9 protein-coding genes are annotated in these 14,151 nt (G+C 73.0%); 7 read left to right on the top strand and 2 right to left on the bottom strand.

The window, feature by feature from the left end; genetic code table 11:
- Nucleotides 1-146 precede the first annotated feature (146 nt).
- Nucleotides 147-2,903, bottom strand: a complete 2,757-nt coding sequence (locus QC283_RS08850; RefSeq protein WP_443032581.1) for a helix-turn-helix transcriptional regulator — start codon at nucleotides 2,901-2,903, stop codon at nucleotides 147-149.
- A gap of 211 nt (nucleotides 2,904-3,114) precedes the next feature.
- Between QC283_RS08850 and QC283_RS08845 the strand changes: the two genes are divergently transcribed.
- Entirely contained in the window at nucleotides 3,115-4,029 is a 915-nt protein-coding gene (locus QC283_RS08845; protein ID WP_279560827.1) for an MBL fold metallo-hydrolase, read from the top strand.
- A gap of 22 nt (nucleotides 4,030-4,051) precedes the next feature.
- Nucleotides 4,052-5,545, top strand: coding sequence for a carboxylesterase/lipase family protein (locus QC283_RS08840; protein WP_279560826.1), 1,494 nt, complete (start codon nucleotides 4,052-4,054; stop codon nucleotides 5,543-5,545).
- 9 nt (nucleotides 5,546-5,554) lie between these two features.
- On the opposite strand, the gene QC283_RS08835 is transcribed toward QC283_RS08840, so the two are convergent.
- Complete coding sequence (locus tag QC283_RS08835; protein WP_279560825.1) at nucleotides 5,555-6,586, bottom strand: LacI family DNA-binding transcriptional regulator; 1,032 nt, start codon at nucleotides 6,584-6,586, stop codon at nucleotides 5,555-5,557.
- A gap of 123 nt (nucleotides 6,587-6,709) precedes the next feature.
- Between QC283_RS08835 and QC283_RS08830 the strand changes: the two genes are divergently transcribed.
- From QC283_RS08830 to QC283_RS08810, 5 genes are all read left to right on the top strand, one after another.
- Complete coding sequence (locus QC283_RS08830; protein ID WP_279560824.1) at nucleotides 6,710-7,561, top strand: phytanoyl-CoA dioxygenase family protein; 852 nt, start codon at nucleotides 6,710-6,712, stop codon at nucleotides 7,559-7,561.
- Between the two features lie 10 nt (nucleotides 7,562-7,571).
- Nucleotides 7,572-8,975, top strand: a complete 1,404-nt coding sequence (locus QC283_RS08825) for a sugar porter family MFS transporter (protein WP_279560823.1) — start codon at nucleotides 7,572-7,574, stop codon at nucleotides 8,973-8,975.
- A 447-nt stretch (nucleotides 8,976-9,422) separates the two neighbouring features.
- Nucleotides 9,423-10,472, top strand: a complete 1,050-nt coding sequence (locus tag QC283_RS08820; protein WP_279560822.1) for a sugar-binding transcriptional regulator — start codon at nucleotides 9,423-9,425, stop codon at nucleotides 10,470-10,472.
- Nucleotides 10,469-11,125 (top strand): type VII secretion system-associated protein, encoded by a 657-nt coding sequence (locus QC283_RS08815; RefSeq protein ID WP_279560821.1) that lies wholly within the window; start codon nucleotides 10,469-10,471, stop codon nucleotides 11,123-11,125. The genes QC283_RS08820 and QC283_RS08815 overlap by 4 nt, the downstream gene beginning before the upstream one ends.
- A complete protein-coding gene (locus QC283_RS08810; RefSeq protein ID WP_279560820.1) occupies nucleotides 11,122-14,142 on the top strand; it encodes a hypothetical protein in 3,021 nt (1,006 codons plus the stop codon). The genes QC283_RS08815 and QC283_RS08810 overlap by 4 nt, the downstream gene beginning before the upstream one ends.
- Nucleotides 14,143-14,151 lie beyond the last annotated feature (9 nt).

The following is a 14,151-nucleotide window of genomic DNA, read 5'->3' as shown; positions in this document are numbered from 1 at the left end:
AGGACCGCTCCCGCACGAGTGAAGCCGTTCCCCGCGCCCCGGTGGGCTACGGGCCTGCGTCCCCGCAAGGCGTGACCTTGGGAGAAGAAGGGGGCATCGGAGTACAGACGGAAGGGGCCACCTCGCGGGATTCCGCGGCCTCGCCCCTATCCCCGGTGGGCCGCCGTGGCGAGGGGTCCCTCGATGAGGTCGCGCAGCTGGGAACGGGCTGTGATGCCCAGCTTGGGAAAGCTGCGGTAGAGGTGCGAGCTGACCGTGCGCGGCGAGAGGAAGAGCTTCTCTCCGATCTCACGGTTGGTCAGCCCGCGGGCGGCGAGCCGCACGATCTGCCGCTGCTGCGGGGAGAGTTCGGCGACCGCGTCGGGGACGGTGTCCGTGACGTCGAGGCCGGCTGCGCGCGATTCGACCCGGGCACGCTCGATCCACGGGCGCGCCCCCAGACGCCGGAAGATCTCCAGGGCCTGTGTGAGCGGCGCACGCGCCTCTGCGACGCGCCGACGGCGCCGCAGCCACTCGGCGAGGTCGAGCAGGGTCTGCGCACGTTCGAAGGGCCAGTACTCCAGTACCGGATCCGCGAGAGCCGCCCGGAAGTGCGGTTCGGCGTTCCCGGGGTCCGCCAGGAGGCCACGGGCTCGGCTGATCAGCGCACGCAGACGAGGCGAAGCGTTGTCCGCCAGCGCGCCCGCCGAGCGCTCGACGATCGCGACAGCCTCCTCGTGGCGGCCGCAGCGCACAGCGGCGGCGGCCAGGTCCGCGAGGGCCGGGTAGGAGGCGTGGTAGTGCACGGGCGCGCCGTCTGCCGTGAAGACCATGCGGAGTTGGCCGTACGCGGTCTCGTAGTCGCCTTCCGCGGCTGCCGCCGCGCCGAGCGCACGATGGGCATAGACGGCCACCGAGCGGCTTTCCAGCGGATCGATCAGAGCGAGCGCGTCCTCGGCCCGGGCCCGGGCCGAGGACACGTCGCCGAGGAAGGCCAGCACGGTGGCGTCCACGGTGGCCGCACAGGCCACGGCGTGGTCGAGGCCGGCCACCCGGCCGACCGCCGTGGTGCGGGCGCACGCCTCACGGGCCTGTTCCCACCGTCCTCGCTCCACGTAGGCCCAGGCGACAGCGCCCCCCAGCCCCTCGGGCAGCGCTCCCTGCAGCCCCCAGCGGTCGAAGGCCTCGTCGAAGGCGCGGACGGCCCGTGGAGTCTCGTCCAGGAGCCACGCCATGATGCCGACGGCGGTGAGCCGTTCCGGCCGGCCCTCCGCCTCGGCGGCCAACCGCGGTAGGAGGGAGACGAGCTGGGCCCGGTCGTCGAAAGGGTCCGACACCGCCCTCACCCATGTGGGCAAGCCCGCGTACGAGGTGTTCGCGGGAAGGCGCCGCAGGATGTCCTGGACACGGTGGCGCTGTGTGTCCTGCCCGGAGTAGAAGCGGACCACGGCGGCGCCGGCCACGAGGTCCAGCCCGGCCGCCGGCTGGGTGGCCGCCAACTCCTCGGCCGCGTCGGCCAGCCGGGAGAAGACCACGCTGTGGCGCACGGTCAGGACCGCCAGCCGTCCCGCCTGTACGGCCGCGGAGGCCAGCAGGGTCGCGTCGTCCGTACGCGTGCGCGCCGCGGCGACCAGCTCCTCCACCCAGGCGATGTCTCCGGTGAACACGGCCGCCGCGGCGGCTTCGACCAGCAGCCGGGCACTGTCCTCGCGCTGCGGGGCGAGTTCCGCGGCGCGCCGCAGGGCCCGGGCCGCCGCCGCGTGGCCGCCGCGGCGGCGGGCGCGTCCGGCGGTCCGCTCCAGCTCCGCCGACACGGCCGCGTCCGGACGCGGGCACGCGGCCGCGAGATGCCAGGCACTCCGGTCCGGTTCGTCCCGCAACATCTTGGCGAGCGCCAGGTGAGCCTCGCGCTGGGCACCCAAGGAGGCGGCGTGATACACGGCGGACCGGACCAGTGGGTGGCGAAACCGGACGTCGCGGCCGGTCCGCCTGACCAGCCCGGCCCGCTCGGCCGGCAGCCAGGCCGCGTCCTCGGCGCGCGGCAGCCTCGCCGAGTCGGCGAGCGAGGAGTCGGCGCTGTCCATGGCCGCCAGGAGCAGCAGAGCCCGCGCGGTGGAGGCGGGGAGGTTGTCCAGGCGGGCGGCGAAGATCCGCTCCAGGCGATCGGTGAGCGGAAGCGGACCCGCGGACGGCGCCCCCGCGGCCGTGTCCTGGGCTGAGGCCGTCCTCGCCAGTTCCACCAGCGCCAGCGGGTTGCCGCCTGCCTGGTCGAGGATCCGCGACCTGATGTGGCCAGTGGGGCTCTTGGGCTGCAGGTCCAGCAGTTGACTGGCCGCGGCGTTGTCGAGCGGTTCCAGGGGGAGTACCGGCACATGACGGTCGAATCCCGGAAGGCGATCGCCGCCACGGGTCCCGATCAGCATCGTGACCGGTTCACCCGCCAGCCGTCTGGCGGCGAAGGACAGCGCGTCCAGGGAAGCACGATCGAGCCACTGCGCGTCGTCCAGCACCACGAGCACCGGATGGTGGTCGGCCAGGCCCGACAACAGGCTCAGGACGGCGACCGCGACCAGCATGAGATCGGGTGCCGACGTGCCCGCCCCCTCGCCGAAGGCGTCCTTCAGCGCCTCGCGCTGTCTCCCCGGCAGCCCCTCCACCTCGGCCGGCACCGGCCGCAGCAACTGATGCAGTGCGGAGAACGCCAGGCTCGATTCCGACTCGCTGCCCTCGGCACGCAGCACGCGAGCACCGCGGGCTTCGGCCCGGCGCGCCACGTGCTCCAGCAGTGCGCTCTTGCCCGTGCCCGCGTCGCCGACCAGCACCACCGCCGGGTCGGCCGCCATCGGGTCCACCGCGCGAAGGAGGCGAGCCAATTCCGCGTCCCGGCCGACGATGAGCTCCGCCGGATCCGGCCCCGGCCCCATGACCGCACCTCGGCCGGTTGTGTGCTTGTCCACGGAGTCTCCAGGAATCGCGGCTGTCGATCGGAGCCGCCTTGCGCCGGCCCATCCAGGCTACAAGCGGCATGGTCCAGTGCCCGGGCCGGGCGCACAGGTGCAGTCATGTTACGGATACCGCGCGCGCCGAGGCCGCTCGTACGGTTTCAGGGAAATCTCCGCCTCCTGAGGATGGCCCATGGAACAGATCACGCTCGGCGACGTCACCATCACACGAGTGTGGGAGTACTTCGGTTCCGTCGAAATGACGCCCGACCAGTTCTTCCCCGAAAGCCCGAAGGAAGTGTGGAACAGTGGCGCCTCCTGGCTGAGCTCGCATTTCCTCGACGCCGATACCAATATCGTCAATTCCGCGATCCAGACCTGGCTGCTGCGCAGCGAAGGCAAGACCATCCTCGTCGACACCGGCGTGGGCAACCACAAGGACCGCCCCTACGCGCCGGTCTGGAACCGTCTCGAGACGGGTTTCCTGGCCAATCTCGCGCGCGCCGGCGTCCAGCCCGAGGACGTCGACATCGTGATCAACACGCATCTCCACATCGATCACGTCGGCTGGAACACATACCTGAACGGCCGGCGATGGGTGCCCACTTTTCCCAACGCCACCTATCTCATGCCGAAGGACGACTTCGATTTCTGGAACCCAGAGAACGGCCACAAGCCACTGCTCGGCCGCGGCAACCAGAATGTCTTCGAGGACAGTGTGGCGCCGGTGCACCAGGCCGGCCAGACGTCGCTGTGGGAAGGCAGCCACCGGATCGACGCCGGCCTCCGCCTCGACGCGGCCCCCGGACACACTCCCGGCTCCTCCGTACTGACCCTCACCTCCGGGACGGACCGCGCGGTGTTCGTCGGGGACCTGCTGCACAACCCCGTGCAGATCCTCGAGCCCGACTCCAACAGCTGCTTCTGCGAGGACCCCGCGGGTGCCCGCGCCACCCGTCGCAAGGTGCTGGGCTGGGCGGCGGACAACAACGCACTCGTGATCCCCGCACACCTGGGCGGACACGGCGCCGCCGAAGTGGCGCGCGAGGGAGACAAGTTCGCCATCAAGGGCTGGGCGCCCTTCGCCCCGTACACCGAGCAGGCCTGAGCCCTGCGGAAAGACACGAGACATGAGCCACCACCACCTCGAGCCCATCGTGACCACGGCGCAGGGAGCCGTCCGCGGTCTGCGTCAGGGCGACACGGCCGCTTTCCTCAACATTCCCTACGCCGCCCCGCCCCGTGGCGCCGGCCGATTCGCACCACCCCAGCCGCACGAGCCGTGGGACGGCGTACGGGACGCCACCGTGCCGGGACCCAACGCGCCGCAGTCCGAGCGGAAGCTCGGCAGCGTCGACATGTCCCCCTACTTCGGCACCGGCTGGAGCCGCGGCGAGGACTATCTCACCGCCAACGTCTGGCAGCCCGCCACCGCTGACGGTGGCCTGCCCGTCATGGTCTTCGTGCACGGCGGCGGATTCGTCGCCGGATCGACACGGTCCGCGCTGTACGACGGCTCCGCCTTCGCCCGCGACGGCGTCGTCCTCGTCACCGTCAACTACCGGCTCGGTATCGCGGGGTTCCTCGACCTCCCCGGCGCGCCCGCCAACCGCGGGCTGCTCGACGTCGTCGCCGCGCTGCGCTGGGTGCGGCAGAACATCGCCGCATTCGGCGGTGACCCGCACAACGTCACCCTCTTCGGTCAATCCGCCGGGGCGACCATCGTCGGCGGCGTCCTCGCCGCCCCGGAAGCCGCCGGCCTCTTTCGCCGGGCGATCGTCCAGAGCGGCAGCGGACTGGGAGCGTTCACCACCGAGCAGGCGGCCCGCGTCACCAGGGCGGCGGCCGAAACCCTGGGCGTCGAACCCGAGGCCGGGGCTTTCGCGGACATCACCGACGACCGTCTGGTCGAGGCCGCCTCCCGGCTCGCGGGCATCGGCCTGCGGACCGAGACGCATCACGACCCGCTGATCGGACTCAGCCCCTTCAGCCTGGTCCTCGACACCCAGCCCGCCGAATCCGTCGCCGCCGGTCAGAGCAGCGACATCCCTCTGCTCATCGGAACCAACACGGAGGAAGGACACCTCTACCTCGTCCCGGTGGGCAAGTACGCCACCTCGACCGCCGGGGACGTCGACGACGTGGCGGCGCGCTCGCACCCGCAGCCGGCGCGACTCCTCGAGACGTACCGCAAGACGCGCCCCGAGGCATCCTTCGGCGAGCTGCGCTCCGCCATCATGGGAGACGCCCTCTTCGGCGCGGGTACCTGGGCGCTGGCCGGCGCGCATGCCGCCCACCCCGGGTCCGGCACCTACGCCTACGAGTTCGCCTGGCGCTCCCACGCCCTGGACGGCGCGCTCGGCGCCACCCACGCGGTCGAGCTGCCCTTCGTCTTCGATGTCGCCCACCTGCCGCGGCTGCACGGATCCGCCGCTCTGCTCGGCCCCGACAAGCCCCCCGCGGATCTCGCCGCCCGTATGCACGGGACCTGGGTCCGGTTCGCGACGACCGGCGACCCCGGCTGGGACCCGTACGACGACGAGCGACGGGCCACGATGCGCGTCGACGCCGAGTGGACACAGGTCGACGACCCCCGCGGTCGGGAACGGCAGGCCTGGCGCTGACCCCGCGGATCAGTACGACTGGGCCTCCGGGCCGGTGCTGCCCCGTACGACCAGCCGGTGCGGGATGGTCAGATCCAAGGCGGACACCTCGTTCTCCGGGCTGTAGATGCGGTCGGCCAGGCATTGCAGGGCACGTTCGGCGATCTGCCGTTTGTCGGGGGAGACGGTGGTCAGCGTCGGACGGCCGAAGCGGCCGTCCTCGATGTCGTCGAAGCCGACGATCGCGAGGTCGTCGGGGATCCGCAGCCCACGCGCGTGCGCCATGTGCATGGCGCCCAGCGCCAGTTCGTCCGTGAAGGCGAAGACGGCGTCCGGCAAGTCTCCGTCGTCCGCGTCGAGGAGTTCGGCCATGGCCCGGGCGCCGTCCAGCCGGTGCAGTGAGGTGACCGGGCGTTGCCAGTGCGGCCTCGGCGCGACGCCCGCGCGGCGCAGTGCTCTGCGGTAGCCCTCGGCGCGCTGCTCGGCGGTGCCGTTGTGCAGGTGCGGTTGCAGTCCGATGGCGGCGACGCGGCGGCGCCCGAGCGCCAGCAGATGGGTGGTCGCCTCTTCCGCGGCGGCCACGTTGTCCACGGCCACCCGGTCCGCCAGGCCTTGCGGGCTGCGTTCGCCGAGCAGTACCACGGGCAGGGGGCGTGCGGTGGTCGCCACCTCCTGCGCCTCCAGCGCCCACGGGCTGATGATGAGGCCGTCCATGGCCCGGCCGCCGTCGCCGTTCAGCAGCCGCCGTTCCGCCTCCGGGTCACCGTGCGTCTGGTCGATGATCACCGTCCACGAGCGGCGCCGGGCCTCGTCGACCAGGAGGCCGGCGAGTTCGCCGAAGTAGGGCGAGTGCAGTTCCGGGATGGCGAGACCGATGACTCCGGTGCGGCCTGCCCGCAGGTTGCGGGCGGCGAGATTGGGCCGGTACCCCAGCTCGTCGATCGCCTCCTGGACCCGCTGCCGGGTGTGCTCGGAGACCCGGGCGGAACCGTTGACCACGTTCGACACGGTGCGCGCCGAGACCCCGGCGCGGGCGGCTACGTCTTTCAGGCTGCTGCTCACCCGCACATCGTGGCATGCCCCCGGTGACCCTGACCAAGATCCCCTCCGGAGGGTATTGCCACGTTGCATTCAACGATGCAACATGTCTCGGACAGCGCTACCGCACGTGCAAGGAGGCACCCCATGAGTCCGCACGCCCACCCCGGCGTCTCCCCGGCCGACCTCGAACCGGACGTGACCGCCGAGGTCGAGGCCCTGTACTCGGACGGCATCACCGCCCGCAAGGGTGCCTTCGCCTCCGACTGGGCCGACCGGCTCCGCGAGGACATCGACGCGGCCTTCCGGGAAGCGATGGCACGGCCCGGCGGCGCCGTCGGACGCGGACCGCACCGCTACTACGTGGAGATCCACCCCGAGCAGCTGCGCGGTTTCGTCGAGCTCGTCGACCACCCCTGGGTGCGGTCCGTGTGCGCCGCCGTGCTCGGCCCGGACTACCGCATCGTCGAGCTCGGTTTCGACGTCCCGCTCGAGGGTGCCGTCAACCAGCCCTGGCACCGGGACTTCCCCATGCCGGAGGAGACTCGCGCCGAGCGGCGGCTGACCTCGCTGGCCTTCAACGTGACCGCCGTCGACACGGAGGAGGACATGGGCCCCTTCGAGATAGCGCCGGGCACCCAGTGGGACGACAGCCCGGAGTTCGGCCACGGCATGTTCCCGCCCCGTCCGCACTACCCGCGCTACGAGGAGCGTGCCGTGCGCAAGTACCCGCAGCGGGGCGACATCTCGGCGCGCACCGCACTGACCATCCACCGCGGTACCAAGAACAACTCCGCGAAGTCCCGGCCCGTGCTGGTCCTCGGGGTCGACGGCCCCGAGGCCACCAACGGCGACCGGCACGACACGGCTGTGACCCGTACCTACTGGGAGTCCCTGCCCGAGCGGGTGCGGCGCCACCTGGACTGCCCGATCGTCGACGAGCTGGAGCCGATCACGCAGAAGCACACCATCGAGGGTCTGGTCATGGGCGATGCCTGAGCCGGCCGAGGTGCGGGCAAACGCAGAGGCGGCCGTCGGGGACCAGCGGAAGGCACCGGCCATGGTGTACGCGGTCGCGGGCGTGTCCGCTCTGGGCGGCCTGCTCTTCGGCTACGACACCGGCATCATCTCCGGCGCTCTGCTGCATCTGCGTGAGGACCTGGACCTGTCCTCCCGGGAACAGGAGATCGTCGTCAGCGTGATCCTGCTCGGCGCGATGGCCGGAGCACTGCTCGCGGGACGTCTGGCCGTACGGCACGGACGACGCAAGGTCGTCATCGCGGTCGCGGTCGTCTTCGCCCTCGGGGCCGCGGCGGCCGCGGCGGCTCCCGGGGTGGGCAGCCTCGTCGCCGCGCGCTTCGTACTCGGGCTGGCCGTCGGAGGCGCCTCCAACATGGTGCCGGTCTACATCGCCGAGGCGGCTCCCGCCAGGATCCGCGGCCGGCTCATGGTGCTGTTCCAGCTGATGGTCGCCTGCGGACAGCTCATCGCCTATCTCTGCGGGTGGGCGCTGTCGGGCAGCGGCGGCTGGCGCACGATGTTCGCCCTGGCGGTCCTGCCCGCCGTGGCCCTGGGCGTCGGCATGCTGTTCCTGCCCGAGAGTCCACGCTGGCTGGTCGAGCGCGGCCGTCGGCAGGAGGCCGTGACGGTACTGGCCCGGCTCCGGCCGGCCGGTACGGACGTCCGCCGGGAGATCGACGAGATCACCGAGGTCGCCGCCGCCACTCCCGCCGGCGGCTGGCGCGACCTGCGACAGCGCTGGATGCGCCCCGCTCTGCTGATCGCCGTCGGAATCGCGGCCTTCTCCCAGCTCACGGGTATCAACGCCGTCGTCTACTACGCACCGACGATCCTCGTGGACGCGGGATTCGGTGACTCGGCCGCCCTGCTCACCGGCGTCGGTATCGGCGTGATGCTGGTGATCGCCGGTGTGGTCGGTGCCATCGCCGTGGACCGGGTGGGCCGCCGCCGGACGATGCTGTGGTTCCTGCCGGGCTCGGGGCTCGCCATGGCGGTCATGGCCCTGGCCTTCCTCGGTCCGGAGGGATCGGCGGCACAGCGCTGGACGGTGATCATCGCGCTGTTCGCGTACATCCTGTTCAACGGGATCGGGATTCAGGCGGTGGTCTGGCTCATCGGTCCGGAGATCGTGCCGCTGAGCGTGCGCGGTCCGGCGACCAGTCTGGCCACCGTCACGCTGTGGGGTGTCGACCTGCTCATCGCGGTGACCGCCCTGACCGCCATCCAGGCCATCGGCCGCTCCGGCACGTTCTTCGTCTACGCTCTGATGAACGTCGCGTGCATCGCCTTCGTGGCGGCGAAGGTACCGGAAACCAGGGGAAAGTCCCTGGAGAGCATCGAACGCGCGTTGCAGCGTGGCGGTTCCTTCCGCAAGACACTCCAGAACTCCTGACCGGATGGACGCTCAGGGGGCCGAGCCTGCCGCCGCGCTGCCAGGGCGGCGGCAGGCTCGGCAATCCCCGCTCCGTAACCCGCGCTCCGTACGGGCTCGACCATCGTCCGCGCCCACCACCCCGGCCTCCTGCCCCCGGCCTCCGGCCGCCTGGGCCACCATGTGCTCCGCTCTCGTCCGCCCCGACGGCCACGTCGTCAGGGCCTGCGTCGACGAGGACGACGCCGCACTCTCCGCCGCCGTGGACCGGATGCTCGCCACCACCCATCGACCGCGCCGATCGGAGCGTCGGGACGCGCGAAGCCGCAATGCCCGGTCTCAATGGTCACTGAGGCCTCATGTGTCACTTTGACGTCGTTCCCCCGTCACGTATTGCTCACTTCGTACAGATGAACTAGCCGAAGATGTGGCGTGAGTTGACGATGGATGAGAGCGCGGAGAGACGACATGGCCGAACCGGCTGAGACGATGACGTTACCCGTGCCGGTCGATACGCTCCTCGCCGCCGCCGTCGCCCGGCGTTTCTACCTGGAGCAGCTGTCGAAGGTGGAGATAGCCAAGGAGTTCGGCATCAGCCGGTTCAAGGTGGCCCGCCTCCTCGACGCGGCCATGGCCCACGACATCGTGCGGATCGACATCACCGTCCCGGCCGAGATCGACGTCCCGCTCGGACGGGCGCTGACCGAGCGGTTCGGGCTCCGTCACGGCATCGTTGTCAACCTGGCCCACGGCGAAGGAAACACGGAGTCCGCCGGGGACCGGTTCCTCGAAGACCGCTGGCTCGGCACGGCGGCGGCCCGGCTGATCACGGAGATCGCCGAGGAGGGCGACGTCCTCGGGTTGGACGGCAGCCATGCGGTGGACGCGCTGAGCGAGGCGGTCACCCGGCTGCCGCTCTGCGACGTGGTCCAGCTGACCGGGGTGCACGGGCGCGATCTCGCCCATGACGCCGCGATCGCCGCGGTCCGGCGTACGGCCGCGGTGGGCGGGGGAAGGGCGTTCCCGCTCCACACCCCGTTCCTGCTGCCCGACGCGGCTACGGCCGCCGTCCTGCGCAGCCAGCCCGCCACCGCCGAGACGCTGAACCGGTTCGGCCTGGTCACCAAGGCCGTCGTCGGCATCGGCGCGTGGGACGCCCCGCACTCAACGGTGTACGACGCCCTGTCCGAGCCGGAGCGCGAGACGCTCCGGGAAGCGGGAGCGTGCGCCGAGGTGGCCGGCCATGTCCTGGACGCCGAGGGCCGGTTGATTCCCACCGAGTTGAACGCCCGCACGATCGCCGTCGGTGCCGCCGAACTCCGTGGTGTCGCGGAACTGATCGCCGTCACGGCTGGTGGATGTGACACCGGAGCGGTCCGCGCCGTGCTGAGGTCCGGACTGTTCACCGGAGTCGTCACGGACGCCGTGACCGCGCGCCGCCTCCTGCGGCACGACGGCCCGGGCGGTATGACAAGGACCGCGGCGTCCTCGCGATCCACCGAACGAGGACAGCGATGAGCCGACAGGGCGGGGCGCTTCCGCCCGTTCCGGACGACATCCGGGAGGCGGGCCGTCTCGCCCCGGAACACTGGCTGGGGGTGGTCGACCCGACGTGGTCCGGAACGGGGAAGCCTCCGGAGTGGGCGATGACCGGACGGTGGCGGTCAGGGCCCGACGGCGAGATCGTCGAGTGGGAGGACAACCCCGGGTACCGGCCGTCCCCGCGTGCGCTCGGCTGGCCCGAACCCCAGGACGAGGTGGACCGCGCCGTCCAGCTCGCGTCGACCGGGTACGGGCCCGGCGAGGCGGTACCGGCCGCGCTGGTGGGGCGCGAGGCGGCCGTGCTGACGGCACCGGGCGGCGGGCCGCTGAGCGCGGCGGCGCCGGACGGGACGCCGGTGGTGCCGGTCTTCACCTCGTCGGTCTTCCTGCACGCGGTGGGGCGCTTCTCCTTCGAACTCGTCGGAGCGGACGATCTCTTGACGCGCGTCCCCGAAGGGCACGCGCTGTATCTGAACCCCTCCGCCGCGGTGAGCATGCTGCTGGACCTCGACGCCGTACGCACCGCGGTCCGAAACGGCGTGGAACGGCCTGCCCCCGCTGCCGCCGTCCGCCGTTCCACACGGGTACTGACCGAGGCCGTGGACCCGATCCGGGGAGCGAACGCGTGAGCCGCTGGTTGCCCGTGAGGCCGGGCCGGGGACGCAGGCCCGGTTCCGGTGCGGGGCGCCGCGGCACGGCGCTCCCGGCCGGCGGCGCGAACGGCACCGGAGACCGGCCCGCCGGGGGCCCGCCGGTCGAGGACGTCGACGGCGTGCTGCTCGTGCGCTCGGTCGAGGACGACTCGTTCCCCCTGGACGTCGTGGCCGAGGTGGCGGGCGCCGTCGGACGGGAGGAGGGCGTCGTCACGGTGATCGTGGGCTCCGCCGCCGGGGGAGAGGGGCCCGACGCCGACCACTGGGCACGGCTGGGCGCGCTGCTGGACTCCCTCCGTGCGCGGGGCACCGACCGGGTCCGGCTGGTGATGTCCGGCGCCGGCGACGACCGGCCGGACCGGCCCAGCGTCGCCCGCCGGATCGCGGACGCCTGGGAACTGGAGGTGACGGCTCCGGACGGGGCGGTCCTGATCACGCCGGGGGGCGCGCTCTTCGTCCAGGGCGGCTCCCGCCCCGGTTGTGCCTGGTGGCGGTTCGCGCCCGGTGAGGAACCCCGGAAGGCGGGCCGACGCGCACCGGCGCCCGCCTGGGAGGAGGCGTTGGAGAGGGTGCCCGCGCGCACGGCCGGTGGCTGTGTCGTGGACCGGGTCCCGGCGGGGGTGGTGATCCGCCCGGCCGAGGCGCCCCAGCCCGCTCCCGACGATCTGTGCTTCTCCGTGCCCGTCGACTTCGAGCGCCTGACGGTCCTGGTCGGTGCCCCGCGGGCGGAGGACGTCGCCGCCGACGAGGTCGCCACCGTACTCGCCGGGCTGCCGGAGGCGGAGCGCGCGCGGACCCGGCTCGCGCCCGGCGGCCGGCGGGACCTGCTGAGGCTCGGTCAGTCGGTCGCCGACCTGCTGGGCACCGAGGTGGAGGTGCTCACCGGCCTGCCTCTCCTCGACGACCACGCCCCGCCCGGAACACCTCCCCGGCCCACGCTGGTCGGGCTGGACGGCAGGCCGAGCTGGCGGCCGTTCGTGCCGTCCGTGGTCTGCGGGCCGGTCGACTCGCAGGGGCGCGCTCCCGTACCCAGGCCGACGGAGCTGCGCCTGCCCGACTGGATACTCGGTGGCGGTGAACGGGGGACGATACGGCTGACGGACCGCTGGCGGGCGACGGTGACCCGGGCCGGTCTCGCGTTGTGGGCCCAGGACGGCCCCCGCCCCGGGCCACTCGGACCGGCCGTCGACGCCGAGGTGTGCGCCATCGAGCTGGGCATGCCGGGACAGCCGTTGGACGCCTCCCTGCTGCCCGCGCTGTCCCGCCTTCTGAGCGGCCTCGGGACCGACGTCCGCTCACGCACCACCCTGTTGGTCCGCGGCAGACTCCTGGCGGGCGACGGCGACCTGCGCCGCCTGGCCGCCGAACACGGCGTACCCAACATCCGCTACGTCACCACCGGCCGGCCCCCGCGCCCCGGCAGGGCGGCCGACCGCCCCGGCGCGGTCGCGGAACCCGGCCGTGTCCTGCCGTCACGTGGAGTGGCCCGTGGGTCCGGCAAGGCCGCTGTCCCGCCGGCTGCCGGGCCGGGAGTGCCTGCGCCCGCGCGTGCCGCGCGTGCCGCTACCCTTCAGGGCGACGGTGGGGCCGCGGAGGTGAGCGGTGCCGTCGGCGGGCCTCCGGTCGCCGGGCCCGTCGCGCTCCCGGACCCCTCAGCGCAGGCTGATGCTCCGGACCGCCCGGTCGCCGGTCCCGGCGGACTTGTGCCGCCGGTGTCCTCTCAGGGGACCGGGCCCCTGCCGGCGCCGGACTCCCCACCGACGGGCGGGGCGGCCGACGTGGATGCGGACGGCGTCGGCCCCGGTGGTGCGGCGGGGGCGCCGTCCACGTCTCCTTCGGAGGCTGCCGGGAAAGCGGAGCCCGCGGTTGCCCTGCCCGCCGCGGCCTCGGAACCCCGTTCGCAGGGGCGGCCCGCCGAAGGGCCCGCGCCCGCCGCGGCGCGGGAGACCGGGGCCGGCGCCCGGAGCGGACACAGCACTCCCGACCCCGTCGCTTCGCCGGCCGGCGGGACGGCCCCGGGAGCAGCGAGGACCCGGCCGAAGGTCGCCTCATCGGCAGGGGCGCGCGCAGGAGCCGACGGTGAACGGGGAGACGGTGCCCTCGGCGGGACGGGGCGCGTCGCCGGGGAGGGCAGCGCACCAGGGCCGGACGGCGGCCGGGCCGGGCGTGCCGAGGAGCGGACGAGACCGCGGGAACGGGCCGGCGAAGAGCCGGCCGCGCTCCGCGCCGCCCTTCCGTTCGCGCCGGGGCATGTCAGCGGGGCCGCGGAACGTGCCGCGTTCCGGGATGCCGCAGCCGGTGCCTGGGAGGGGCACGCCGCCGCGGTGACCCGGGTGCTCACCCGGATGCCCGCCCTGCGCGGTCACGAACTGGAGGCGGCGCGGACCGATCTCATCGCCGTGCACGCCTACCTCACCGCCGAGGAAGGCCCTTTGCACCACCGAGAGTTGACCCGGGACCTGCGTAAGGGGGAGGGGCGCCTGCTGCCCTACGCCGGGTGCCTCGCTTCCGCTCTGCGCCGACTGCCCTCCTACCGGGGGGTGGCCCTGCGCGGCGAGGACACCGACGGCCCCGAACCGGGAGTCGGCACGCTGCTGCACGACCCCGCCCCGGTCAGCGCCCTGGCCGGATCCTCCGCGCTCCCCGCCGGGGCTCCCGTCCGCTACGCGATCTGGTCCGTCACCGGACGCAAGGTCCGGCAACTGCTCGACCGGCCGGGCGGCTCCACTCAGACGCCCGAGGAGATCGTCTTCGTTCCGGGGACCGGCTTCCGGGTGCTGGGGGCGAGGACCGGGCCTGCCGGCTCCTCCGTCGTACTGCTCCGTGAACTCCCCGGCCTCGCGACCGCCTACATGGACGGGGCGGAGGAGCTGAGCGGGTTGGACCTCAGGGCCCTCCAGCACCTGGAGGAGGCGCTGGCCAAGGGCTTCCGAGTCGGTGACGAACCGCAGTGGCCGGAGCGCTGTTCCGGGCCCGTGGGCGAGTACCGATAGCGAGCGGGG

This window comes from Streptomyces sp. DH41 (genome assembly GCF_029813785.1).
Classification (GTDB): domain Bacteria; phylum Actinomycetota; class Actinomycetes; order Streptomycetales; family Streptomycetaceae; genus Streptomyces.
Note: the sequence above shows the minus strand (reverse complement) of the source record. Positions and strands in the feature narration are given on the sequence as shown.

Bases quoted from the DNA above. Each gene is read 5' to 3' on its own strand.
- QC283_RS08850 (WP_443032581.1), bottom strand. From the start codon at position 2,903: ATGGGGCCGGGGCCGGATCCGGCGGAGCTCATCGTCGGCCGGGACGCG.
- QC283_RS08845 (WP_279560827.1), top strand. From the start codon at position 3,115: ATGGAACAGATCACGCTCGGCGACGTCACCATCACACGAGTGTGGGAG.
- QC283_RS08840 (WP_279560826.1), top strand. From the start codon at position 4,052: ATGAGCCACCACCACCTCGAGCCCATCGTGACCACGGCGCAGGGAGCC.
- QC283_RS08830 (WP_279560824.1), top strand. From the start codon at position 6,710: ATGAGTCCGCACGCCCACCCCGGCGTCTCCCCGGCCGACCTCGAACCG.
- QC283_RS08820 (WP_279560822.1), top strand. From the start codon at position 9,423: ATGGCCGAACCGGCTGAGACGATGACGTTACCCGTGCCGGTCGATACG.
- QC283_RS08815 (WP_279560821.1), top strand. From the start codon at position 10,469: ATGAGCCGACAGGGCGGGGCGCTTCCGCCCGTTCCGGACGACATCCGG.